The 25,017-nt window shown below is 67.6% G+C and carries 17 protein-coding genes; 10 read left to right on the top strand and 7 right to left on the bottom strand.

The genetic code is table 11. The features are described 5' to 3' along the window. Window positions 1-14 precede the first annotated feature (14 nt). Window positions 15-1,235: a metallophosphoesterase gene (locus ACFYO1_RS33670; RefSeq protein WP_387240106.1), complete on the bottom strand. Its 1,221-nt coding sequence runs from the start codon at window positions 1,233-1,235 to the stop codon at window positions 15-17. Window positions 1,236-1,445: 210 nt separating this feature from the next. Here ACFYO1_RS33670 and ACFYO1_RS33665 point away from each other — a divergent pair, with 210 nt between their 5' ends. Continuing rightward, the gene (locus tag ACFYO1_RS33665) at window positions 1,446-2,429 is read left to right on the top strand and encodes an A4/G1 family peptidase (protein WP_387240103.1); all 984 of its coding nucleotides are present in this window, start codon (window positions 1,446-1,448) and stop codon (window positions 2,427-2,429) included. A 25-nt stretch (window positions 2,430-2,454) separates the two neighbouring features. Here the strand turns inward: ACFYO1_RS33665 and ACFYO1_RS33660 are convergent, their stop codons facing one another. Further along, window positions 2,455-3,978 (bottom strand): YfcC family protein, encoded by a 1,524-nt coding sequence (locus tag ACFYO1_RS33660; protein ID WP_387240100.1) that lies wholly within the window; start codon window positions 3,976-3,978, stop codon window positions 2,455-2,457. Continuing rightward, window positions 3,975-5,324 (bottom strand): M20/M25/M40 family metallo-hydrolase, encoded by a 1,350-nt coding sequence (locus ACFYO1_RS33655; protein WP_387240097.1) that lies wholly within the window; start codon window positions 5,322-5,324, stop codon window positions 3,975-3,977. Before ACFYO1_RS33655 ends, ACFYO1_RS33660 begins: the two co-directional genes overlap by 4 nt. Window positions 5,325-5,486: 162 nt before the next feature. Here ACFYO1_RS33655 and ACFYO1_RS33650 point away from each other — a divergent pair, with 162 nt between their 5' ends. Beyond that, a complete protein-coding gene (locus ACFYO1_RS33650; protein WP_387240094.1) occupies window positions 5,487-7,070 on the top strand; it encodes an adenylate/guanylate cyclase domain-containing protein in 1,584 nt (527 codons plus the stop codon). A 6-nt stretch (window positions 7,071-7,076) separates the two neighbouring features. Here the strand turns inward: ACFYO1_RS33650 and ACFYO1_RS33645 are convergent, their stop codons facing one another. Further along, window positions 7,077-8,381 (bottom strand): hypothetical protein, encoded by a 1,305-nt coding sequence (locus ACFYO1_RS33645; protein ID WP_387240091.1) that lies wholly within the window; start codon window positions 8,379-8,381, stop codon window positions 7,077-7,079. Between the two features lie 310 nt (window positions 8,382-8,691). Further along, window positions 8,692-10,113, bottom strand: coding sequence for a short-chain fatty acyl-CoA regulator family protein (locus ACFYO1_RS33640; RefSeq protein WP_387240088.1), 1,422 nt, complete (start codon window positions 10,111-10,113; stop codon window positions 8,692-8,694). A gap of 153 nt (window positions 10,114-10,266) precedes the next feature. Here ACFYO1_RS33640 and prpD point away from each other — a divergent pair, with 153 nt between their 5' ends. The 8 genes from prpD to ACFYO1_RS33600 all read left to right on the top strand — a co-directional run bounded on the left by prpD (window position 10,267) and on the right by ACFYO1_RS33600 (window position 19,254). After that, window positions 10,267-11,769 (top strand): 2-methylcitrate dehydratase PrpD, encoded by a 1,503-nt coding sequence (gene prpD / locus ACFYO1_RS33635; protein WP_387240085.1) that lies wholly within the window; start codon window positions 10,267-10,269, stop codon window positions 11,767-11,769. Next, entirely contained in the window at window positions 11,769-12,683 is a 915-nt protein-coding gene (prpB, locus tag ACFYO1_RS33630; protein ID WP_387240082.1) for a methylisocitrate lyase, read from the top strand. Before prpD ends, prpB begins: the two co-directional genes overlap by 1 nt. Continuing rightward, complete coding sequence (locus tag ACFYO1_RS33625; protein WP_387240079.1) at window positions 12,680-13,843, top strand: bifunctional 2-methylcitrate synthase/citrate synthase; 1,164 nt, start codon at window positions 12,680-12,682, stop codon at window positions 13,841-13,843. The genes prpB and ACFYO1_RS33625 overlap by 4 nt, the downstream gene beginning before the upstream one ends. A 166-nt stretch (window positions 13,844-14,009) precedes the next feature. Further along, entirely contained in the window at window positions 14,010-14,900 is an 891-nt protein-coding gene (locus ACFYO1_RS33620; RefSeq protein ID WP_387240076.1) for an alpha/beta fold hydrolase, read from the top strand. A gap of 185 nt (window positions 14,901-15,085) precedes the next feature. Continuing rightward, a complete protein-coding gene (locus ACFYO1_RS33615; RefSeq protein WP_387240073.1) occupies window positions 15,086-15,559 on the top strand; it encodes a hypothetical protein in 474 nt (157 codons plus the stop codon). 106 nt (window positions 15,560-15,665) lie between these two features. Further along, the gene (locus ACFYO1_RS33610; protein ID WP_387241662.1) at window positions 15,666-16,520 is read left to right on the top strand and encodes an ADP-ribosylglycohydrolase family protein; all 855 of its coding nucleotides are present in this window, start codon (window positions 15,666-15,668) and stop codon (window positions 16,518-16,520) included. Window positions 16,521-17,009: 489 nt separating this feature from the next. Beyond that, window positions 17,010-18,491, top strand: coding sequence for a flavin monoamine oxidase family protein (locus ACFYO1_RS33605; RefSeq protein ID WP_387240070.1), 1,482 nt, complete (start codon window positions 17,010-17,012; stop codon window positions 18,489-18,491). Between the two features lie 31 nt (window positions 18,492-18,522). Continuing rightward, entirely contained in the window at window positions 18,523-19,254 is a 732-nt protein-coding gene (locus tag ACFYO1_RS33600; RefSeq protein ID WP_387240067.1) for a response regulator transcription factor, read from the top strand. Window positions 19,255-19,264: 10 nt separating this feature from the next. Here the strand turns inward: ACFYO1_RS33600 and ACFYO1_RS33595 are convergent, their stop codons facing one another. Beyond that, the gene (locus ACFYO1_RS33595; RefSeq protein ID WP_387240064.1) at window positions 19,265-20,674 is read right to left on the bottom strand and encodes an FAD-dependent oxidoreductase; all 1,410 of its coding nucleotides are present in this window, start codon (window positions 20,672-20,674) and stop codon (window positions 19,265-19,267) included. Beyond that, complete coding sequence (locus ACFYO1_RS33590) at window positions 20,667-25,016, bottom strand: amino acid adenylation domain-containing protein (protein ID WP_387240061.1); 4,350 nt, start codon at window positions 25,014-25,016, stop codon at window positions 20,667-20,669. The genes ACFYO1_RS33595 and ACFYO1_RS33590 overlap by 8 nt, the downstream gene beginning before the upstream one ends. Window position 25,017 lies beyond the last annotated feature (1 nt).

The following is a 25,017-nucleotide window of genomic DNA, read 5'->3' as shown; positions in this document are numbered from 1 at the left end:
TAGCGCTGTCGCGGTCACGCCTGCTTCGACGCCAGCTCGATCACGGTGATGTCGGACGGGGCACCCACTCGGACGGGAGGTCCCCACGCACCGGCGCCGCGGGTGACATAGAGCTGGGTGTCGCCGTATCGCTCCAAGCCGGCGACGGTCGGATTCGCAAGTCCCGCAAGCAGATTGCCGGGCCACACCTGGCCACCGTGGGTATGACCGGACAGCTGCAGGTCGACGCCGAACTTGACCGCGTCGTGGATCTGCACGGGTTGGTGTGCCATGAGCACGGCGGTGCGGGCGAGATCGCGGTTGCCGAGCGCGGCGGTGAAATCCGGGCCCTGACCGATGAGTTTGCCCTGAATGTCGTTGACGCCCGCGAGATCGAAATACGGCAGCTCGACGCGACTGTTCGCCAGCATGTGCAGCCCTAGTTCCTGCACGTGCTCGATCCATTCTTCGGCGCCGGAGAAGTACTCGTGATTGCCGGTGACGAAATAGGCGCCGTGCCGCGCTCTGAGCCGGGACAGCGGTTCGACCGCCGAGCGCAGGTGTTCGACGCTGCCGTCGACCAGATCGCCCACCACGGCAATGAGATCCGGTTGAGTACCGTTGATCGTCTCGACCACCCGCTCGGCGAAACCGCGACCGAGAATCGGGCCGAGATGAATATCGCTGACCACGGCGACCCGCATGCCGTGCGCGGCGCGCGGCAGATTGGCCAGCGGCACCGTCAGCTGCTTCACTCGCGGTCCGGCCAGGACGCCGTAGGTGCCGTAACCGACGGTGCTCACAGCGGCGACGGCCGCAGCACCACCCACCGCGCGCGAAACGAAGAGCCGCCGCGACACCGGTGCGGGATCGTCCGGCCTACCCGGCGTGCCGTGATCAGGTGCACCCGCGGGAACAAGCGCATCGTCGGCCACTGCGGAGCCGCGAGCGATCCACCGCCGCAGAAACGGCCGGAGCACCTCGCCGACCAGCAACCACAGCACGAGGTAGAGGACAAGCACGCCCCACATATATCCAGGCCAGGCAAGGATCTGGATGGCCAGAAACGAAATCCCGGCCCGTTCGGCCACGAACGCGCCGATCAACAGCAGCGGCCCCAGGATGATCACCGCGGTCCCCACCCGCCGCCAGATCGACCCGCGCGTCGTCGTATCGCGCACCAGCCGCCGCCACAGGTACCAATGCAGCCCGCCGAATGCCGCGAGTACGACGATTCCCACGCCTACGAACACCACGGCATCACCTTATGTCGAGCGAATCTTCTACTCCTTCGTTGTCGCGCTGCGTGCCGGGCGGCCCCGGGACCGCGACCTTCCCAAACCGCGGATGCGTACCACTGAGTGACACGCGGATGCTGCGCGGACCGCCGGGCCCGTCGCATGCTCGAAGCATTCGCCGCTACCCGAACCCGTACGACCTCGCGTCCGAGGCGAGAGGACACCCAGATGACCACGTCCGACCTGGATCTGCTGAGCCGGCTTCGCCGCTACGATCAACCACCCGCGGGCTTCCGCCCGCGCCGGGCGGCCCCCGACGAACTGCAGCGCTACGGATATCCGCGCAAGCCGGACGCGGAGTGCGAACCGCGGCTGCACGCCCTGTGGGATGCCACGATCGACGACTCGTATCGCATGATCACCCCGGAGTTCAGCATCGATCCGATCCTGAGCGAGCGACGCTCGCGTCCCATGGCGCTGATCGACCCCGAGCGGCGCGACGCGCAGGGCAAGTTGCTCTCCGCCGACGGCTGGGCGGGCGCCGTCGTCGGGCGCGGCGACGGGCCCGCGCTGAACACCGTGAGCGCGAGTTTCCACGTGCCCCGGCTCTTCGTGCCGCCGGGCGGACTGCCCAACGGCCGGTATTCGATCGGGGTGTGGATCGGGCTCAACGGGTACATCGTGGACCAGCAGGTCGTGCAGGCGGGCATCATCGGCTGGCTCGGCATCGGCCCCGGCTACGACGAATTCGTCCGCTACTACGCGTTTTTCGAGTGGTATCCGAACCCGCCGGTCCGGATCGACAACTTCGTGGTCGCCGATTTCGACGAGATCACCCTGACCGTGTGCACACCGAATCCGAGCCGCGGATTCGTCGCCATGTCCAACAAGACGAACCCGCAGAACACCAGTGTGGGGTTCGATCCGCCACCGGGAATCGTCTCGTCCGGATCGAGCGCAGAGTGGATCGTCGAGGGGCCGCAACATCTGCTCCCTCAATTCACCGATGTGCGGTTCACCGGATGCGTCGGCGGATCCCAATCCACCGAAATCGACCTGGGCACCGACCCCCACTACGTCACCGAAATCAGCAGCGGCACCGGCACCGTCCTCACCCAGTCGACGATCGACTACGAGATCTTCGCGGTCGGCCCGCACGGGGTCCGCAGCAACACCGACGTCCGGTTCCGCGGAAGCGGCTGGCCCGCATGACCATCCGGCGCCGTGCCCCGAAGGGTCAGATCCAGGCACCGATCGCGAGGAACGCGCAGATGAGCACGAACAGAATCCCCATCAGCGGCGCGACGAATCGCACGTACCGGTCGTAGCGGACCTTCGCCAGCGCGATACCACCGGTCACCACCGCGGTCGTCGGCGTCACCAGGTTCGCCCACCCGGACGCCGACTGCCACGCGGTAACCACAAGCGACCGTGGCACATTCGCGAAATCGGCCAGCGGCGCCATGATCGGCATGACCAGCGTGGCATGCCCCGAACTCGACGGAATCAGGAACCCGAGGGGAACATTCACCAGAAAGACCGCGATGGCGAACAGCGCCGACGAGGTGCCGGTCACCACGCCTTCCAGCGCATGCAGTGCGGTGCTGGTGATTTCGGTGTTGTTCATGATGACGGTGACTCCGCGCGCCAGCACGATCACCATGCCCGCGCCGACGAAATCACCGAACCCCTTGCCGATCGCCTCGGACATCCTGTTCTCGCCCAGTCCGCCGACGAGCCCGATCAGCACCGCCCCGATCAGGAACAGCGCGGTGAGTTCCGGGAAGTACCAACCCAATTCCCACGGGAATGGCTCGGCTTCGGGTCCGTCGATCACCTCCGCCCACGGGATGATCGCGAAGATCATGAACGCGAAGGCGAGCGCCACCAACCAGAGCACCGCGGCCTGCCGACGGGTCATCGCCTGCGGCGCATGGTCTTCGGCGCGGATGTCGCGATCGCCGGGCTGCCAGCCCGACCAGGACTTGCCGGGATCACGCTGGACCCGGCGCGCGTACCAGAGCACGTATCCGACGGTCGTCGCGGTGAGCACCACCAGCATGGCGATCCGCAGCACGATGCCCTCGCCGATCGGCACGCCCGCGGCCGAGGACGCGGTGCCGGTGGCGAACGGGTTGACCGTGGAACACAGCATGCCGATGCCCGCCCCGCAGATGATCGCGCCGACCGCCGTCATCCGGTCGTAGCCGAGCGCCAAGGTCAACGGCACCAGCAGCGCGTAGAAGCCGAGCGTCTCCTCCGCGAACCCCTCCACCGTGCCCGCGATCGCGAACACCACCATGACGCCGACGATCAGCAGCGAGGACCGGCTCCGCAGCCGAAAAGCCAACTGCCCGATGCCACTGTCGAGCGCGCCGGTGGCGAAGGCGACGGTGATGAACGCGCCGACGGCGAGCACGAACAGGAAGACCGCGGCCGCGCCGTACAGATTGCCGGACAGATCCGGACCCACCTGACCGGACTTCGCGTCCTGAATGCCGTAGAGGCCGTTGATCGGCGAGAGGAACAGATCGCGCAGCCGCGCACCGAAGTTCTCGGCGTCCTCGATGCGATGGTATGAACCGGCGATCGGGTGGCCCTTGCCATCGATGTCGTAGGCGCCCGGTGGGATGACGAACGCGGCCAGCCACACCAGTGCGGCCACCCCGGCGAGGATCGTGTAGGTGGAGGGAAAGTACCGGGTCTTCTGCGCCGGTGGCTCGGATTCCGCTGCGGCCTTTGCCGTTTCGGGGTTGCTCACCGGCGCACCCCGGCCGCGAACAGTTCGAAGAACTCGGCCTCGGCGAGTGTGACATTCTCGACTTCGCTCACCAGCACCCGTTCGTTGAAGCCGTGCAGGTTGCACTTGGCGTCCTCGGCGCCGAGCAGCAGCACCTCGGCGCCGGGATTGACGGCGGCCAGCGAGTTGGTGAGCGGAATGGAGCCGCCCATCGCCGAATCGACCGCCTCGGCGCCCCACGCCTTCCGCATTGCCGCGCGCATCGCCGAATAGGCCGGACCGCTTGTGCCAGCGGCGAATCCACGCCCGACATCACCGCCGGTGACCTCGAGTTCGATACCGTACGGCTTGACCCCGCGCAGGTGATCGATGACCGCCCGCTGGCCTTCGGCCGGATCCTGCTCCGGATGAACGCGCACGTTCAGATAGGCACGCGCATACGGGACCACTGCGGACGCAGCGGTTTTCACCGGCGGCGCATCGAGCCCGATGACGGTGACCGCGGGCCCGTACCAGATGCGCTCGCCGATCGGACCGGTGCCGAGCAATGGCATTCCCGGTGCCATGCCGGTGATTTCGGCGAACTCGGCCTCCGTGTAGTTCGCGCCGGTCCACCGGTCCCGGCGCAGTCCCGCTACCGCGACGTTGCCGTCGGCATCGTGCAGGGTGGTCAGCGCGGCCATCAGCGCGAGCAGCGCATCCGGTGCGGCACCACCGAATTGGCCGGAGTGCACAGGCGCGGCGAGGGTACGAACCTCGACGAACACATCGGCGACTCCGCGCAGCGCGGTGGTCAGAGTAGGTGTTCCCGCGCGGATATTGCCCGCGTCGCAGATCAACAGCGCGTCGGCCTGGAACAGGTCGGGCTGCTCGAGCGGATAGTCGTCGAACGCCGACCCGTACTCCTCCTGACCTTCGATGACGACGATGATCCCCACCGGCGGCCTGCCGCCATGCGCCCGCAGCGCGCCGATATGCGCGACCACATTGGCTTTGCAATCGGCGGCGCCGCGCCCGTAGATCGCGCCGTCTCGCCGGACCGGACTGAAGGGTGGTGTGTTCCAGAGCTTTTCGTCGCCCGACGGCTGAACGTCGTAGTGCCCGTACAACAGAACGGTCGGCGCACCCGGCGGCGGCGGAATGCGCCCGTACAGCACCGGCGAGGTGTCGGGCAGTTCCAGCACCCGCAGGTCATCGACGCCGGACCTGCGCAACTCATCGGCAATCCGATCGTGCGCACGCAGCACGTGCTCCGCCGGATAGCCGGGAAACGCGATCGACGGTATCGCTATCAGCTGTTCGAGCAGTTCTGTGAGCTCCGGCAGCAGATCACCGACGATCCCCCGCAGGTCACCGCGCTGGTTCATGCCGCACATGGAACCACCTGATCGACCCACCTCGGCAAAGCCTCGGCGATGTTTATCCAAGAGTGACCGAACCCGGGTCGGATACGTGTCGTACGGTTTTATCAGCACGCGGTGTCCTCGGTGCTGGGCGTTACCCATGACGGCCTAGGAAGAGGGTTCCTCATGATCGACGATCAACCGGACATCCGGCACCCATCGGACCTGCCGTTCGACGACAGCCTGTGGGACGCGGTCGCGGTGGCGTTCGAGCGTCACACCGGGCGGCGCGCGGCGATCGCCGCGAACGGTGTCGGGTTCGTCCTGGTCGCGGTGCAGTTGGCCGTGCTGAGCATTCCGTGGACCGGCGGGCATTCGCATTTCCGGCATGACGCTGTCGTCGTCGGCACCTTCGGGCTGGCGTACTTCGCCGTCGCGGTGCTCGTCGGGGTCCATCGGGGTGAGCGGCGAGCCGAGCGGGCGTTCGGCTGGGTGCGGCAGCGGCGGGCGCCGACCGCTCAGGAACGGACGCTGACGCTGGGTTTCGTCTCGGCCGAGGCGATCGACGAGCTCGGCGGCTGGCTGCTCGGGGCGATCTTGATCGCGGTCGTGCACGCCGTGCTCGAGTATCCGGTGCTGTACACCGTGCGGGTCGGCATCATCATCGCCCTCGGCGGGCTGACCAGCGGCGCCCTGTCGTATCTGCTCCTGGAACGGGTTGCCCGGCCGGTCCTGCGGATCGTCCTGGCCGGCGAGGCGCCACCGGCCGGCGCCGTGCTCGGGCTGCGCGGGCGGCTGATCCTGTCCTGGCTGCTCAGCGGGGCCGTCCCGGTCGTGCTGCTCGGCACCGCGGCGCTCGGGCTGACGCCGGCGGAGCGGGCCTGGCTGCCGGTGTCGCTGTCCGTGCTCGCCGCGTTGAGCGTCGTGGCGGGTCTCGCGTTCACCGCCGCGATGGCCTGGTCGCTGGTCGAGCCGGTGGTCGGCTTGCAGGCCGCGCAACGACGGGTGCAGAACGGCGACCTGTCCGCGCAGATCCCCGTCGACTACGGCGGCGAGGTCGGTCGGTTGCAGGCCGGGTTCAACCACATGGTCGAGGGCATGCGCGAACGGGAACGCCTGCACGACCTGTTCGGCAGGCACGTCGGCGCCGAGGTCGCCCGCTTCGCCATGACCGGCGGCGTGCGCGTGGGCGGGGAGCGCCGACCGGCCAGCGTGCTGTTCGTCGACCTGATCGGTTCGACCTCGCTGGCTCAGCGCCTGCCACCGGAGTCGATGGTGACCATGCTCAACGACATGTTCGCCGCGGTCGTGGACTGTGTCGGCGTCGAGGGCGGGTGGGTGAACAAGTTCGAGGGCGACGCCGCGCTGTGTGTATTCGGCCCGCCGGACAACACCATCGAGCACGCCGCCGCGGTATTGCGGGCCGCGCGTTCCCTGCGGACCGCACTGGCCACCCTCGCCGAGCGATATCCCGAACTCGACGCCGCGATCGGCGTATCGACCGGAGTCGTCGTGGCGGGCAATATCGGCGCCGAGCACCGTTACGAATACACGGTCATCGGCGACCCGGTGAACGTGGCCGCCCGGCTCACCGAAAAGGCGAAGGCGGTGCCGGAACGAATACTGGTCGCCTACGACACAATTGCCGACGCTCCCGGCGAGGCCCGGTGGTGGCAGCCGCACGACACGCTGATGCTGCGCGGCCGCTCCACTCCGACAAAGACTTTCGCACCGCTGCCGGTGCATGAGACAACGGCGGCACGAACCTGAGCGGCGCTATTCGAGAATGGCCGTCAGCCCGTACCCGGCTAGCACCCGCTGGACCACCTCGGCGAGTTTCTCATTGTCGACCAGCTTCGGTGGATGAAACCCATTGAAACGTATGGTGATCCGACCATCGGATTCGAACAGCGAAACGTAGAGGTTGCCCCCACGCTCGGTGAGTACGGCCTGCGAGTCGAGGCTCTGATTGACCAGACCGAGCCTGATCTTCGAGGCCGGACGGCCGTCGACGCGCAGCATCTGCGGGTCGAGTTCGCCGAGGTTGGAGCACACCGAGACGGTCGCGTCGGCGGCGACCTTGCGCACCAGCACCCCGAACAGTCTGCGCGGCAACGCGACCGCGACCGGAATCAACGGCGCTACCGGTCGCTCACCGGTGACGGCCGCGTTCAGCTTCTCCTTCATCAGCGTGCGCAACGGGGCCAGGTCGGTCAACGGACCCGCCCGCAGGTCCACCTCGAAATCTATGGACGCCAAGGCATTGGCCCGCTCATCCGCCTCGGCGCGAGTACTGACCGGCATCATCATCCGAGCCCGCCCCTGTTCGTCGGTGCGACCGATCTCAGTAGCCAGGGCCGCGGTCACCGCGACCGCCAGCGTCGTGGCGCTGCCGCCGCGGTCCCGGGCGGCCGCGTGCCAGTGCTGCGCCGGAATCGTCGCATCGACGGTCGGCAGGCGGAAGTCCTGGTCGGCGCCGCGCGCCGCCGGGGTGTCGCCGCGCCGCCCCAGAGCCAACTGCACTGCCAACCCAGCCGCCTTCACCAGCGCACCGCCACGGCGCGCGGCATCGCGAAAATCGCCGAACAGCAGGCGCATCCGGCCGAATTCGTCGGTCGGATACGACAGCTCGAATCGCTTGTCCGCGACCGCCTCCGCGATCGCGGCGCAGAACGCGCGACCATCGGCGATCGTGTGCGAGGCCAGCAGCGACACCGCGCTCTCCCCGTTGTCGCAGGCGGTCGCCGACAGCCGCCATGCGGGGCCGCCGAAGGTGCGCAACTCCGCACGCCCCTGCGCGTCGATCCACGCCTCGAGCTCACCGCGCGGAATCGGCGACTCCGAGGCCTCCAGCGGAGCGAATTCAGCTCGCGCACTCCACCGATCACCGGCGGCCGGGATCATTGCGGCCGCGACCACCCGGCCCAACCTGCCGTGCCGCAATGCCGCGTGGAAATCCGCGAGCGCCGCTGTATCCACCGGGCGGTCGTAATGCCAGACCGCCTGAATCGCCAGGGTCCCACCCAACGCGGAATGCCCCCGCGCGCTGACACAATCGATGTCCCCGAGCCGGTACGTCACACAAATCTCCTAGAGTTGCCGTAGCCGCGACAGCGCGGAGCACGCGCCATTACGGTCAACTCCCTGTATCGGTGAAACGCGCCATTTCGCATCATCTACTTTTCCGGAATCGGCCCGAGATACTAAACCATAATGCCGCCCACTTCCGTTCCGATGAAATTTACTTTCACGCGCCCGGCGATCCGCATGCGCTGCCATTGGATTCGCGGCGGGAACCGTGCCCCTCGGCGTCGCCGAGCGAAGTACTTAATGTCGCTGTTTACGACATACTGTCGTGCGCCACCATCGGCGAGCTGTCATCACGAGTCGGTCAGCCGCGCTGGTCACCCGGTGTGTACGGAATGTTGAGGGCGTTGTTCTCATCGACCCGGATGGGCCGGCCGAGCTGTGGAAACGCACGCTGTGCACAGTCGGCCCGTTCACAGACCTTGCAGCCGGGACCGATCGGAATCGCGGTGCTCGGATCGTCGATCGGAAGTCCGTGCGAGTAAACGAGTTTGTGCGCGTAGCTGAGATCGCAGCCGAGTCCGATGGCGAAGTCGCGCTTCGGCGAGAGATACCCCGGCGTGCTCTCGTCGGTGGTGCGGGCCAGCCAGAGATAGCGGCGGCCATCGGGCATCTGCGCGATCTGCGTCCGGATGCGCCCCGGGCTCCCGAACGCCTCGTGCACAACCCAGAGCGGGCAGCTGCCGCCGACCCGGGAGAAGTGAAATGCGGTGGCGGACTGCCGTTTCGAGATGTTACCGGCTCGGTCGGTGCGCACGAACAAGAACGGCACACCGCGCCGGCCGGCTCTTTGCAGAGTCGACAACCGGTGGCTGACAGTCTCGAACCCGACCTCGAATTTCGCCGACAGCAGGTCGATGTCGTAGCGCAGCGCCTCGGCCGCATCGTGAAACGCGGTGTAGGGCAATATCAATGCCCCGGCGAAGTAGTTCGCCAGTCCGACCCGCAACAGGCCGCGCGACTGCGCCGCCAGCGAGTCGCCCCGCGCGATGACCGCGTCGATGGTGTCGACCTGGGTGAGGAACGCCAGCTGCGTCGCGAGCTGGAACGCCCGCTGCCCGGCCGACAACCGGCGAGCGAGCGTGAGAATCCGCGTGCTGGGATCGAAAGTGCGTTTCGGACCGGGCAGATCGGGATCATCGGTGCGAATCACGACGGCGATGTCGTGCTCCTCGCGCAACAGCCTGGTCAGCTGTAGATCCAACCCGCCGAGCGTGAATCCGCGCCGGGTGAACAGTTCTTCGGCGGCGGCATCCAGGTCCGGGATGTGATTGCGATGGTCGTAGAAGAAATCACGGACATCCTCATACGGCATTCCGGTGCCCGAATCATGGGAGTCGATTCCGGCGGACACCCGTTCGAGTTGTTCGGTCGCGCCGCGCAACCGGCGATGCATGCCCACGAGTACCCGCGCCGCGGCGGGAATCCGGGAAACGAGTTCATCGATCTCGGCGGTCGTGATCGCGACCCCGTCGGATTCCTCGGCGAACACCTCTTGCAGATCGGCCAGCAGCCGCGCGTCGGTGTCCGCGGCGAAGAACTGCATGTCCAGATCGAAGGTCGAGTTGAGCCGCAGCAGCACCGGCACGGTCAGCGGGCGCTGGTCGTTTTCCAGCTGATTGACATAACTGACCGACAGTCCGAGCGTGGCGGCCATCCCGGTCTGGCTCAGCCCCCGTTGCTCCCGCAACGCGCGCAGTCGCCCGCCCGCGTACATCTTCTGCATGACCCGAAATCTAGCACCATCGTCTTACACAGTTTTCACAACTTTGCCCGTCGGCTTCCACAAAAATAGGCATTTGCGAGGTGTTTTCCTGGCCTGCCGTGATGTGTAGCGTGCGAAAAGAACGCTTACATCGATGTCTGGAGGATTTCCACGGTGAAGGACCATCTCGTTCGCACCCACCGCTCCGCCGAGCAGTTCCCGCGCGAGGAACACCTCGCGTGGCGCATCGCCGAGGTCGCCACCGATCCGGTCGAGGTGGCGCCGGACACCGCGGAGATGATCATCAACCGGATCATCGACAACGCCTCGGTCGCGGCGGCCGCGCTGACCCGCCGTCCGGTCGCCAACGCACGCGCCCAAGCGCAGGCGCACCCCTACCAACCGGGCGCGGCCGTGTTCGGCGTCGGCGGCAGCTACTCCCCCGAGTGGGCGGCCTGGGCCAACGGCGTCGCGGTGCGGGAACTCGATTTCCACGACACCTTCCTCGCCGCGGAATACTCGCACCCCGGCGACAACATCCCGCCGATCCTCGCGGTCGCCCAGCATGCCGGGCGCACCGGCCGCGACCTGATCCGCGGCCTGGCCACCGGGTACGAGATCCAGATCGACCTGGTGCGGGCGATCTGCCTGCACGAGCACAAGATCGACCACGTCGCCCACCTCGGCCCGTCCGCCGCGGCAGGCATCGGCACGCTGCTCGGCCTCGACGCCGAGACCATCTACCAGGCCGTCGGCCAGGCCCTGCACACCACGACCGCGACCAGGCAGTCGCGCAAGGGCGAGATCTCCAGCTGGAAGGCCTACGCGCCGGCGTTCGCGGGCAAGATGGCCGTCGAGGCGGTCGACCGGGCGCTGCGCGGCGAGGGCGCGCCGGCCCCGATCTGGGAGGGCGAGGACGGCGTGATCGCCTGGCTGCTCGGCGGTCCGACGGCCGAGTACTCGGTGCCGCTGCCCGGCCCCGGCGAGCCCAAGCGAGCCATCCTCGACTCCTACACCAAGGAGCATTCCGCGGAGTACCAGAGCCAGGCGCCGATCGATCTCGCCCGCCGGATGCGTGACCGCATCGGCGATCTCGACCAGATCGCCTCGATCGTGCTGCACACCAGCCATCACACCCACGTGGTCATCGGCACCGGCTCGGGCGACCCGCAGAAGTTCGACCCGACGGCCTCGCGCGAGACCCTCGACCACTCGGTGATGTACATCTTCGCGGTGGCGTTGCAGGACGGAACCTGGCACCACGAGCGGTCTTACGCGCCCGAGCGCGCGCAGCGGCCCGACACGGTCGAGCTGTGGCGCAAGATCTCCACCGCCGAGGATCCCGAGTGGACCCGGCGCTACCACTCCACCGACCCCGCCGAAAAGGCGTTCGGCGCGCGGGCCGAGGTCACCCTGAAGAGCGGCGAGGTGATCGTCGACGAGCTGGCGATCGCCGACGCACACCCGCTCGGCGCCCGGCCGTTCGCCCGCGAGCAGTACATCGCGAAGTTCCGCACCCTCGCCGAAGGCGTCATCTCGCCGGCCGAGCAGGACCGGTTCCTGGACGCCGCCCAGCGCACCGCGGAGCTGAGTGCCGCTGAGCTGAACCAGCTTTCGTTCACCGTATCCGACGAGGTGCTCGCGCGGGCTCCGTACCTGCCGAAGGGCCTGTTCTGATGGCCGGGCTCCTCGCCGCCGCGACCACGGCCGCAGACAAGCGCGCGGCCTTCCGCGCCGGACTCGCGTCGGGTTCGGTTCAGCGGTTCCCCGGCGCGTTCAATCCGCTGGTGGCCAAGCTGATTCAGGAGATCGGCTTCGAGGGGGTCTATGTCTCCGGCGCGGTGGTCTCGGCCGAGCTCGCGCTGCCCGACATCGGCTTGACCACGCTGAGCGAGGTGACCGAGCGCGGACGGCAGATCGCGCGGGTCACCGATCTGCCCGTCCTCATCGACGCGGACACCGGATTCGGCGAGCCGATGAGCGCGGCGCGCACCGTGACGTTCCTCGAGGACGCCGGGATCGCGGGGTGCCACTTCGAGGACCAGATCAATCCGAAACGCTGCGGCCACCTCGACGGCAAGGGCGTAGTGCCGACGGAGGAGATGGTGCGCCGCCTGCGCGCGGCCGTATCGGCACGGCGTGACCCGAATTTCGTGATCTGCGCGCGCACCGACGCGGCCGGCGTCGAAGGCATCGGCTCGGCGATCGAGCGGGCCAAGGCCTACGCCGACGCCGGGGCGGACCTGATCTTCACCGAAGCGCTCTACACCGAAGCCGACTTCGCGAGGTTCCGCGCCGCCGTGTCGATTCCGTTGCTGGCCAATATGACCGAGTACGGCAAGACCGGGCTGCTGACGGCGAAGACGCTGGAATCGATCGGCTACAACGCCGTCATCTACCCGGTTTCCACTCTGCGCCTGGCGATGTGGGCCGCCGAGCACGGTTTACGGGAGATCTTCGCCGAGGGTACCCAGGCCGGCCTGCTGGATCGGATGCAGCCGCGTAGCAGGCTCTACGAATTGCTCCAGTACGAGCGATACAACGAATTCGATTCCGACGTCTTCAATTTCAGTCTGGGGAAGGACCAATGACCACAGCATCGCGTAACGACTCGGTGCGGGGTTCCGGGCCGCAGACCGCCGCACCAACTGTCCATAAAGGGCTTGCGGGGGTTGTCGTGGACACCACCGCGGTGTCCAAGGTGGTGCCGGAGACCAACTCGCTGACCTACCGCGGCTACGCCGTGCAGGACCTGGCCCGGCACTGCTCCTTCGAGGAGGTCGCCTACCTGCTGTGGTACGGCGAGCTGCCCGATGGCGCTCAGCTGGAACGGTTCTGCCAGCAGGAGCGCGCCGCCCGGCGCGTCGATCGGTCGCTGCTGTCGCTGGTTCTGCGGATGCCGGACAACTGTCACCCGATGGACGTCGTCCGCACCGCGATCAGCTACCTGGGCGCCGAGGACCCAGCCGAATCGGACAGCAGCCCGGCGGCCAACCGCGCCAAGGCCTTACGGATGATGGCGGTGCTGCCGACCATCGTCGCGGCCGACCGTCGCCGCCGGCACGGCCAGGAGCCGATCGCCCCGCACTCGCACCTCGGATTCGCGGAGAACTTCCTGAACATGTGCTTCGGCACGATCCCGTCGCGGGAACTGGTGAAGGCGTTCGAGGTCTCACTGATCCTGTACGCCGAACACAGTTTCAACGCCTCGACCTTCGCCGCCCGCGTGGTCACCTCGACCATGTCCGACATCTACAGCGCGGTCACCGCGGCCATCGGCGCGCTCAAGGGCCCGCTGCACGGCGGGGCCAACGAGGCGGTCATGCACGACATGATCGCGATCGACGACCCCGCCCTCGCGGAGCAGTGGATGCTCAACAAGCTGGCCGCGAAGGAAAAGGTGATGGGCTTCGGGCACCGGGTCTACAAGAACGGCGATTCCCGCGTCCCGACGATGAAGCAGGCGTTCGTCGACATCGCCGCGGCCACCGGCGGGGACAAGTGGGTCCGGATGTACGAGATCCTCGAACGCACCATGAACGAAGCCACCGGCATCAAGCCCAACCTCGACTTCCCCACCGGCCCCGCCTATTATCTGCTCGGCTTCGACATAGAGAGCTTCACCCCGATCTTCGTGATGAGCCGGATCACCGGCTGGGCCGCGCACATCATCGAGCAGAGCGAAGCCAACGCATTGATCCGCCCGTTGAGCGAATACGTCGGCGTGCCACAGCGTTCGGTCGTCACCTGACCGAACCATCCCACCGTCCGCGTCGCCACGCGGACGGTGAGTAAACTGTCGACCGATCCTCGGGACCTCGGCGGGTGTGTGGAGTTCACTCGGCGGGAATCGGATTCGCGGATCAGGGCAGGGAGGGGCGCGGCTGTCGTGCCATGTCGAGAATTGCGGGGGAACCATGACGGGCATCGTGCAGCGCACTCAGGGCGTGTCGGAGTGGGTGGAGACGCGGGATGGACGGCGACTGCATGCGACGGTGGCGGGTAGCACCCACGCCGGCGCTCAGCCGACCGTGGTGTTCGAGGCGGGGTCGGCGGCGGCGCGGTGGTCGTGGGCATTGGTGCAGCCGGAGGTGGGCCGGTTCGCGCGGGCGGTCGCGTATGACCGGTCCGGGCTCGGGCGCAGCGCGCCCGATTCGACGGATCGCACGCTCAGCCGGATGGCCGACGATTTGAACGAGGTGCTGGATCACTTCGGGCCCGGCCCGTTCGTGCTGGTCGGACACAGCGCCGGTGGGCCGATCGTCCGGCTGGCGGCGGCGCGGCGGCTCGATCGGATCGCCGGGCTCGTGCTGGTCGATCCCACGGACGAAGCCGCCGAGGTGTTGTTCGGTCGCGGGTTCCGGCGGCTGGAACGCGGCGCGATCGCGGTGGGCGGCGTGCTCGCCCGGCTGGGGTTGCTGAAGGTGCTTTTCCGCGGGCAAATGCGCGCCGTGCCGGACGATGTCCGATCAGATATGGAGCGAGAGGCGTTCGGTCCCAGTGTGATTCGCACCCAGCGTCAGCAGGCGCGGACCTTCCTGGACGAACTGGCGACGTGGCGCGTCGCCCCGCCGGACCACGAGCCGGTCCCGCTCACCGTCATCTCGGGCGCACGGGCCGGGGAAGGCATGAACGCCGCGATGCGCGCCGCGTCCATCGCGGCCCATGCCCACCGGGCCGCTCAGTCGCCGCTGGGCCGCCATGTCATGGCGGAGAACTCGTGCCACAACGTCCCAGCCACCGACCCGGATCTGATCGTCCGCGAGATCGCCGGAATGATGCGTACGGCAGGCCACGACAACCGGTAACGTCGGGCTTCCACCGAATCGGAATATGTTCCGATGAATTACATTGCGGCTTTACCGAATAATCCTTTTACCGTGCCGATTCCGATGCCAACTTAACGTTCGTGAAGAAGAACTTACACTGGTAGCCGGAATTGGTTGCGCGGCTTAAACTCTCAAACCCGACGGTAATCGACGGAAAGTAGCCGATGGGTAAGCACCGCGCACCACAAAAGCCTGACGTCCCGATGCGGTTGGCCGTCGTATCCACGGCCGCGCTGCTCACCGCCCTGGTCACGGCCGACCGCGGCGTATCGCACAGCAGCAGGCCGACCGCCGGCCGCGCCCACAACACCACGGTGGGCGAGCCGACCGGCCCGGTCTCGTCGCCACCGGACAGCGGGCCGGAAACAGTCCCGGAACTGCCACTGGACGAGCATCCGCTCGGCGATATCGCACCGACGCCCGAACCGGAACTCGGGCGCCATGCCGCGGATAATCCGAATCGACAGGGTGCCCCGCAACCCGCCGAAGACCACGGCCCGCCACCCCCGCGCGACGTGCTCGGCGGTGCGACGGCGGCGTGGATCGCGGGCACCACGCAGGGCTACGAATGGCTCACTCATATCGAGCAATGCATAGCGTCGCACGTGCTGCCCAATGCCGACCCGAACCGTGTGTGACCGTATATATAGGTTGCGTTCACCCGCCGTGATCGGCACGATTGCGCAGGTATGCCACTGATTTCCGATCCTTTTTCCGACAGCCTCGAAGGCTTGTCCGTAGGTGATGCGCTGGGCGCGCAGTTCTTCGTCCCCGGCCGGTCCGTACCCGATCTACTCGCCGGGCGACCGCCGGCCGGCCGGCCCGTGGCCGTGGACCGACGACACCGAGATGGCCTGTTCGGTCTACGCGGAGATCCGTCACCGCGGCACCATCGATCAGGACGCACTCGCGGCCGTCTTCGCGGACCGCTGCGAACCCTATCGCGGCTACGGCAGCAGCACAGTCGTTGTGCTGCACGAGATTCGAGACGGACGCCCTTGGCGCGAGGCGGCCGGCGCCGCGTTCGACGGCCGCGGCTCCTGGGGCAACGGCGCCGCGATGCGGGTGGCCCCGCTCGGCGCGTACTTCGCCGGCGACCCGGACCGAGCGGCCGCGCAGGCCGCCCTGTCCGCCGAGATCACCCATCGGCATCCAGAGGCGATCGTCGGTGCGATGGCGGTCGCCGTCGCCACCGCGCAGGCGGCGTCAACTCGTGAAACCGGTTGCACCCCGAGCGAATTACTCCAGTCCGTCGAGCCGTATCTGGTGGACGGCCGCACGTCCGACGGCATCCGTCGTGCCCGGAAACTCTTGGGGCGCCCGGTCGCCGAGGCCGCCTACGAGCTGGGTAACGGCGCGGAAGTCAGCGCCCAGGACACCATCCCGTTCACGCTGTGGGCGGCCGCGAATTTTCTTCGCGACTATCCCGCCGCTATTACCGCCTGCGTGGAAGCCGGTGGCGACGCCGATACGACGGCCGCGATCGTCGGTGGAATCGTGGCCGCGCGCACGGGAATCGGCCGCCGTGGCGATATTCGCGGTATTCCCGAGCCATGGCTCGCCGCACGCGAACCACTTCCCGATTGGGCGACAGAGTGACGCCGACACAGTATTTCTCCGAGGGCCGGCGTCAGCGGCGGAGCGCACCGCTGTTCGCCCGCGCAGCCGCTCGGCATCTGATCACACGAATGCAAGACCGACCGGTCGGCTAGCCATCCTGGAGCGATTGCGGACAATTAGCCCATTCCTGTAGTTGAACACTTGACCAGCTCAAAATGGCATGTCGTCCCACGCGATTACCAGGCGAATCCATCGACAGAGAGACCGCTCAGTCGGCAGTCGCCTGCGGTTGATTGCGGGCCAAACAGCGCCCACTATGTGATAACGGTCACACCGCAACAAGCAAACGCCATCCGAGCAGAGAGGTGTGAACCACCCTCTGCGAGCTAAATTCTGGCTACTGAAACTTGTTTGCCCCGCCTTCGAGCACCTTGATACGATAATTTCATCCAATTGGGTGGAAGATCAATGATGACTATATTTCCGTCAGCGTGATGATTTGTCTAATGATTTCGGTTCAGAATACCAGTGTTGAGCCGGTGGAAATCAAGCGCATTCACCGGAGGGAAAGCAGTGCAGGGGCTTACACAGGAAGACGTCCGACATACCTTCGACGGTGGTCTCCCGTCTCAGAATAACATCGGTTCCGCGATCATTGTGGGCGCCGGATTGGCCGGTCTCGCAACCGCATTCGAATTGACGAAGCAAGGGACCACCGTCACCGTTCTGGAAGCGAGTGACCGGCCAGGCGGCCGAACCTGGACGTTCCGTCACCCTTTCTCCGACGGCCTGCACGCGGAGGCCGGCGCGATGACGGTGACCGAACAGTGCCATTACACCATGCATTATCTCAGGGAAATGGGCCTGGAGACCGAACCCAGTGATCTGGTCGACACCGATTTCAGCTACTACCGCAACGGGATTCGAATCCGGCCGGACCAAATCGCCGACCACGCAGACATTCTGGGTCTGCGCCCGGATGAGCAGCACCTCACCGTCGCCGACCTGTTCGCCAGGTACGTCACGAAATTCAACGAGAACATCGGACCGGAGGTCGCGGCACTGGAGTGGACTCCTTCGCCGAATCTGCTGGAGCTGGACCGGATCTCGGTGCACCAGATCCTGGCCGACCGTGGCGCGTCGCCCGGCGCGATCGCGTTGATCGAGCCGTTGTTCCTCGAAATGCGCGGCGGCGAACTGGAATCCGCCTCCGCGATGGCCTGGGCCCGCTACGAGTCGAGCCCGCGCTCGTTCTCCGCCGCCGGCGCTCAGTGGTACAAGGTCAAGGGCGGCACCGATCTACTCGCCCACTCCCTCGCGGACAGGGTCAAAGACCATGTCCACTATCGCAGCCCGGTAGTCCGTATCGCCCAGAGCGAGCACGAAGCGCAGGTCACCTTCCTCGACCGCGACCGGTTACAGACGATCAGCGCGGATCGCGTCGTCCTCACCGCGCCGTTCAGCAGCATGCGCCGGCTCAACCTGTCGATGGCCGGGCTCTCGGCGGCGAAGCATTCCGCGATCCGCACCCTCAAATATGTTTCGGTGCTGCGCATCTACCTGCAGATGCGGAAGAAATTCTGGCCGGAGGACAAACTGATGCTGTCCGCGGACACCGCGATCTGCACCGTCCGCGATGCCACGCCGCGACTACCCGGCCCGCGCAAGATCCTCGAATGCTGGCTCACCGGTTGGCCCGCGCAGGCCGCGGCGAGCATGACCGAGGACGAGCGGGTGAATTTCGCCCTGCACGAGGTGGAGCGGATGCTGCCCGGCGCCCGCGCCCATTTCGAGCTCGGCACCTCCGTGTCCTGGGACAACGAGCCCTACGCCGGCGGCGCCTACATCCTGCCGGAGGTGGGTCACAGCGGACTCATGGAACACACCCGGACGGCCGAGGGCCGAATCCATTTCGCCGGTGAGCACACCGCGTTCGAACCGAACGGCGGCTCGATGAACTATGCACTGGAGTCGTCTGCGCGCGTTCTGCTCGAACTGTCTGCTCGCTGATATCTCACCGCCATACCGGAAGGGAGGAGCTTTGCTTCATCCGCGCTTGCTGATCGTTGCGGACTGCCAAGGGATCGACGATACGGTCAATGACCTCAAACGGCACGGTTTCGAGCCCGAGCCGACCACGACGGGGGCCGAAACCATGGCGTCCTACGCCGATTTCGACGTGGTGCTCATCGATCTCGACTTCACCGACTTCGACGGCCTCACCCTGTGCCGGGAGATCCGCCGCGCCAGCGACATCCCGATCATCGGTTTCTCGTCCTTCGAACTGGACCAGGTCCTCGCGCTGGAGGCGGGTTGCGACGACTGCGTCGTCAAGCCGTATCACAGCCGCGAGCTCATGGCCCGCCTGCGCGGCCTGCTGCGCCGCGTCCACATGATGTCCCAGCCTGCGCTCATCGTCGGCCAGCTGGAGATCGACTCGGCGTTGCGCGAGGTCAGAGTAGGCAACCGGCTAATCGAGTTGACCCGCAAGGAGTTCGAGTTGCTCCGGCTGCTCGCCGCCGAACCGCAGAAGGTCTTCTGCCGGGCCGAACTGCTGCAACGGGTGTGGGGCTACGACGACGTGGACGCCGAGGTGACGTCGCTGGCCAGCCGGACCATCGACACCCACCTCAGCAGCGTCCGCAAGAAGCTCGGCTCGCCGGACTGGATCGTCACCGTACACGGCGTCGGCTTCCGCTTCAACGACGAGGCGACCCGGGGCAGGCCGGCGCAGGCCGTCGAACCGGCCCGCGCCGGCGAGGTCGCCGGGTAGCCGGCCGTCCTCATCCCGTCCGCTGCTTCGACGGCGTCAGCTGTGGCGGGAGCGTGTCGCCGTACCGCTCGGCGAACTCGCCGATGATGGCGTCCTGCTCCGCGCGCACATCGCGCCCCGCGCACAGGGCGTCCAGCACCGCGCTCGTCTCCCGTTGCACCCGCTGGACCGCGTCGTACGGCATGTGGGTGAACGCCACCAGTTGGTAGAGCGGCGTATACAGATCGGGACGCAGCTCGTGCAGCCGCCGTTCCAGCGCCTTGCGTTCCAGGAACAGCGGGCTGTTCACGTGGTCGGACAGTTCCTCGAGATTCCGCATCGACAGCTCGGCGAGGGCGTGCCCGGCCCGCACCCGAACCGCGCTGTATTCGTCCACCACGACCTCGGCGACCGTCTTGACCGTGCCGCCCTCGGACCGGACCGCGGCCTGGAACTTCTCCAGCAGGCTCGCCAAGGTGGCGGCGTCCTCGAAACTACAGTTGATGCCTTGCCCGTAGAACGGGACCACGGCGTGCGCGGCATCACCGACCAGCACCGCGCGCCGATGGTGATACGGGGCGCAAGTGATGATCCGGAGCCGGCCCGGACTTCTACCGGCCAGCTCGTTGCCGACCTCCGCCATCCGGCCGAAGACATCCGGAAACTGCGTCGCGCAATAGTCGCTGATCGCCTGGGCCGACGGCAGACCCGAAAAGCGCCGCAGCGCACCATCTCCCGCTGTCGGCTTGAACAGGCTGGTGGTGAACGTCTGATCTCGGTTCGGCTGGGCCTGGAGGAAGTGGTCGCCGCGCGGCCACAGGTGCATACCCGTGGGATCGGCGTCCCCGTAGTCCATGGTGATCTCGGCGTAGCCGTGCGCGATCGTATCCTGGGTCATCCACACATCTTTCGGATGCGCCGCGACGATGGCGTCCCGGACCGCGCTGTTGGCGCCGTCGCAGCCGACCAGCAGATCACCGGTCACCCAGCTGGACGAGCCGTCCCGATCCTGGAGCAGCGCGGCGGGTCGCGCGGTGTCCACGTCGAGACACCGCTGTCCGTAATGAATCCGGGCGCCTTCGCGCAGCGCCTGGTCGCGCAGCAGGTCCTGCAAGATCCCGCGTGGGATGGACAGCAGGTGATGGTTGTAGGTCGTCCCGTACGCCTGGGTCGAGATCGCGCCGTCGCGGTGGTGGATGATCCGCTTGGCCAGCACCGAACCCTGAAGGTAGAGACGGCGTTTCACCGATCGGGGCAGGCAGTCGAGCCCGCGCGAGGTGAGCGTCAGGTTGAACGAGTGCCCGGAGCCGGCGCCCGCCGACTCCGTCTGCCGCTCGAACAGATCCACTTCCAGTCCCTGCCTGCGCAGCAGTGTGGCCAATGCGCAACCGACCGGCCCGGCGCCGATGATCACTACCGAGCGCATCGCTTGTTCAGTCATTCTGGTCTCCTCCATGAGCTCGCTCGGGCGGTTGCGCGATGGCGCCGACGGCGCGGAAGTACTCGAACATCCGGTGGATCCAGCCCGGATTCGCCTGCGGGTAAGGACATCCCACGTCGGTGAGGGCGCGCCGGGACTTCTCGTTGTCGAACGAGTGCGCACCGAGCCGCATCACCCCTTCCCGCATGAGCGGCACCAGCGGGCCGAGGCCGCGCCGTTCGTCGTCGTTCTCCGCGGCCTCGCGTTCCAGGGCGGCCATCCACACCGACCCGGTGGCCGGTTCCGTCGCATATCCTTCGGCGCGAATGGCTTCGAGGATGGTGGGCCAGTCGAGGCCGTCCGGGTGGTACAGATGCCAATTCTCGTTGTCCGGCTTGCCTTCCGAGAGCCGGATGATGGCCCGCGCGACGTAGTCCACCGGCAACAGGTCGATGGCCGGCGTCTCGACGATGTCGTCGGGGTAGCAGCCGAGCAGCGCGAAGCCCTTCATCTGCAACCAGAAGAAGTCGTCGTGCCTGCACGCACCGGTCCGGCGATGACCGGCGATCCGGCCGACCCGGTGCACGGTGACCGGCAGCCCGGCCGCCCGCGCCCGGAACGCGAGTTGTTCGGCGACCCACTTGCTTTGCGAGTATCCGATGCCCAGCGACGCGGGGTCGCCCGGCACCGTGTCCTCGCCGACCCGGCCGGAGGTCGAGTCCGGCGGGAAGACGCCGAGCGTCGAGATCAGGCGCAGCGGCGTGCGATTGATCCCGCAGAAGTCGAGCAGGTGCCGCAGGCCGTCGACGTTCGTGCGCTTGACCGTGTGGTACGGAACGACGAAATTGATATGTGCCGCAGCGTGATAGACCTCGGTCACGTCCCGGGCGACGGAGTCGTAGTCCTCGCCCAGACCGAACCGCGGCTGATCGAGATCACCGAGGCAGAGTTCCACCTCGTCGAGGCCGGACGGATCGAGCGCGAACTTGCGGAACGTGCGACGCAGTCGGTCGCGTCCGTCGGCCGCGGTGTCCGCGCGGACCAGGCAGCGTACCCGCTGTCCGGTGCGCAGCAGTTCGTCGAGCAGATGGCTGCCGAGGAATCCCGTTGCGCCGGTGAGGAATACCGTGCCGTGCGCGGGTTCGCGCCGCTCCCCCACGACCAGGTCGTGCAGCTCGGCGTCGGCGGAAAGGTCAGGTGCGGCCGCGGCGTAGCGGTCGGCGAGGCTCTTCGTCATCCCGCGCGGGGTGGGCGTGCTCAGCAGCGTCGACAGCGCGACGTCGGTGTGGAAGTGCTGCTTGACCTCCCGATGCAGGCGGGCGGCGAGCAGCGAGTGGCCGCCGAGGACGAAGAAATCGTCGTCCGGGGTCGCCGGGCGGCGGCCCAGCACCTCCGCCCACAGCCCGGCCATCGTCCGTTCCGAGTCGGTCCACGCGACATCGGCCGGGTCGGTGCCCTCGGCTGCCGACTCGACGGGCAGCGACTCCAGCGCACGACGGTCGGTCTTCCCGTTCGGGGTCACCGGGATCGTGTCGAGGCGGGTGACCTGCCGCGGGATCATGTAGCCGGGCAGCACGGCGCCCAGCCGATCACGCCAGTCCGCAGGCGGTTCCGCGGCGCTCTGCACGAAGGCGCGCAGCGCGCGGTCGCCACCCTCGGACACCACGATCACGGCCGCCGCGTCCACCTCCAGTTCCCGTTCCACCGCGGCCTCGACCTCACCCGGTTCGACCCGGTAGCCGCGGATCTTGACCTGGTCGTCCTTGCGGCCGCGGTAGTGCAGGCGGCCGTCCGGTGCCAGCACGACCACATCGCCGGTGCGATACATCAATTGGCCGTCCACGAACGGGTCGGGGACCATGGCCTCGCGGGTCTTGTCCGGCAGCCCGATGTAGCCGGGCGAGACGACCGGCCCGGCGACGCAGAGTTCGCCCTCGACGCCGAACGGCGCCTGCCGGTCCGCGCCGGCCGAGTCGGTGTCGAGCACGTACGCGTCGACGCCGGCCACCACGCGGCCGATCGACGGGATGGTCGGCCATTCGTCCGGGTCCGCCGGCAGCCGGTCCCAGCTGCACAGGTGGGCCTCGGACGGGCCGTAGGCGTTGATCAGCCGGGCCGCCGGATTCCGGCGGAACATCGCCCGCACGTCGCCGGTGATCACCAGACGCTCGCCGGTGACATACACCTCGCGCAGGTCCGGCAGTTCCACCGTGGACGAGCGCAGCACCGCGGCCAGCTCACGCAGCGTGACGTACGGAAGGTATGCCCGCTCCACCCGCTCCTCGGCGAGCAGCGCGGCCAGCGCCTCGAAATCGGTGCGGGCGGCGACCGGCGGTATGACCAAAGTGCCGCCGTTGCACAGGGTTCCGAAGACCTCGATGGCGAAGACGTCGAACGCCGGCGGCATGTATTGCAACGTGCGCATGGTCCGGTCCGACGTGAAAAGTGCCTGGTTGTGCACGAGGTTGGCCAGCGTGATCTCCGGCAGCCGGACACCCTTGGGCCGCCCCGTGGAGCCCGAGGTGTATACGACGTAGGCCGTATCCTGCGGCGTCTTCCGCTGCCCCACGAACGAGGCTTCCGCATCGGCTATTTCGGTCACATCGATGATTTCGAGCCCGGACGGCAACGCGGCTCCCGCGATATCGATCTCGGGCGCCCGCACCAATAATCCTGCGCCGCAGTCGTTCAGGGTGAAGTTCAGTCGATCCCACGGCTGGTCGGCGTCGAGCGTGACGTAGCTGCCGCCGGCACGCAGAATCCCGATCACCGTCGCGATGAGGTCGAGGCTCGACCGCATCAGCACGGCGACCGGCTGCCCGTCGCGGACCCCCCTGGCGACCAGAGCCGTGGCGACCGTGTCTGCGCGCGTGGCCAATTCGGCGTAGGTGAGCACGGTGCCGTCTACTGACACCGCCGGCTCGGAACTGGCGGTCGCGGCGCTCGCCGCGAACAGGTCGGCGGTCAGCTCGGTGCCGAGTTCGGGTGCGTCGCCGCGACGGGCGCACAGCTCGGCGATCGCCCGCTCCTCTTCCTCGCCGGTCCAGCGCAGATCGCCGACCGCCACATCCGGATCGGTGAGCACGCTGTCCAGGAGGGTGCGCAGCCGCTGCGCCAGGTATTCGGTGAACTGCTCGCCGTCGGCCGCGGCGGTCGCGTGCTCGACGACCAGGGTGAAGTGGTCGGAGGTCTCGTCCACCAGGATCGCCAGGTCGTACTTGGCGCCGCCCGGCTCGTGCTCCCACGTCTGCACTCCCCACTCGGGCAGATCCAAACGACGTGCGGCGGCGGGCATTACGGTGACCATCGCGTTGAACAAGGCGCCGTCCTGGCTGCCGCCGGCCGACCGCAGCTCGCCGAGGACCGCCTCCAGCGGCGCGTGCCGATGCCGAAGACCCTCCAGCACTTCTCGTTTCGCCGCCCGCAGCACGTCCCGGGCGGTCGCGCCGTCGGGCAGCCGGTGCCGCAGCACCACGGTATTGGTGAGGTGGGCAAGCACCTCGGCGTCACCCGCGCCGCGCACGGACACCGGAATACCGAGCAGGACATCGTCGCGCCCGGTCTGCCGGTGCAGCATCACGAAGCTGAGCGCGACGAACAACATGCTGGTGGTGATGCCCGCCGCGGCGCAGAACTCGCGCACCCGCGCCGACAGCTCGGCATCGAGCACCGACTGCCGGGTCACGTGCCGCGCGGGCCCCTCGGCCGGCAAGCCGAGGGGCGCCGCCGCCGGGGCGTCGGCGAGCTTGTCCCGCCAGAACCGCAGCGTTTCGGTGTCGTCGGCCAGCTCGGCCCACCGCGCATAGGCCTCGATGGCCTGGCGCCGGTCTTCCCGCGACGGCGGGTCGCCGTGGCGCACCGCGGTGTAGGCCGCTTCCAGCTGGGTGAGGTACGGCTTCCAGGACATGCCGTCGAAGACGGTGTGGTGGATGTTGAACACCAGCACGCTGCCCCCCGCGTCGCCGAACCGCAGATGCCGGACCAGGACGAGCGGGCCGGCCCGCAGATCGAAAGCGGCACCGGCGATCTCGGCCACCTGCTCGGCCACCCACGCATCGGTGTCGCCGCCCGGATGGTCGCGCACGTCCACGTCCGGCGCCAGCTCGCGGTGTACCACCTGGCGCAGTTCGCCGTCGGCGTCCAGGTCGAAGGTGGTGCGCAGCGCGGCATGATCCCGCTGCACCGCGGCCAACGCCTCGACCAGGTAGCGATGCTCCAGCCGGACACCCACCCGCAGGACCAGCGGCTGGTTGTATGCGGTCGGATCCGCGCCGTAGCTGCTGTCGAACCACAGACCGGGCTGAGCCGGGGAGGCCGGCCGACGTTCCGCGCCGTTCGAGGTGTGTTGATCGGTAGCCGTCATG

The sequence above is a fragment of the Nocardia sp. NPDC006044 genome (assembly GCF_042871115.1).
Taxonomy (GTDB): Bacteria; Actinomycetota; Actinomycetes; order Mycobacteriales; family Mycobacteriaceae; genus Nocardia.
Note: the sequence above shows the minus strand (reverse complement) of the source record. Positions and strands in the feature narration are given on the sequence as shown.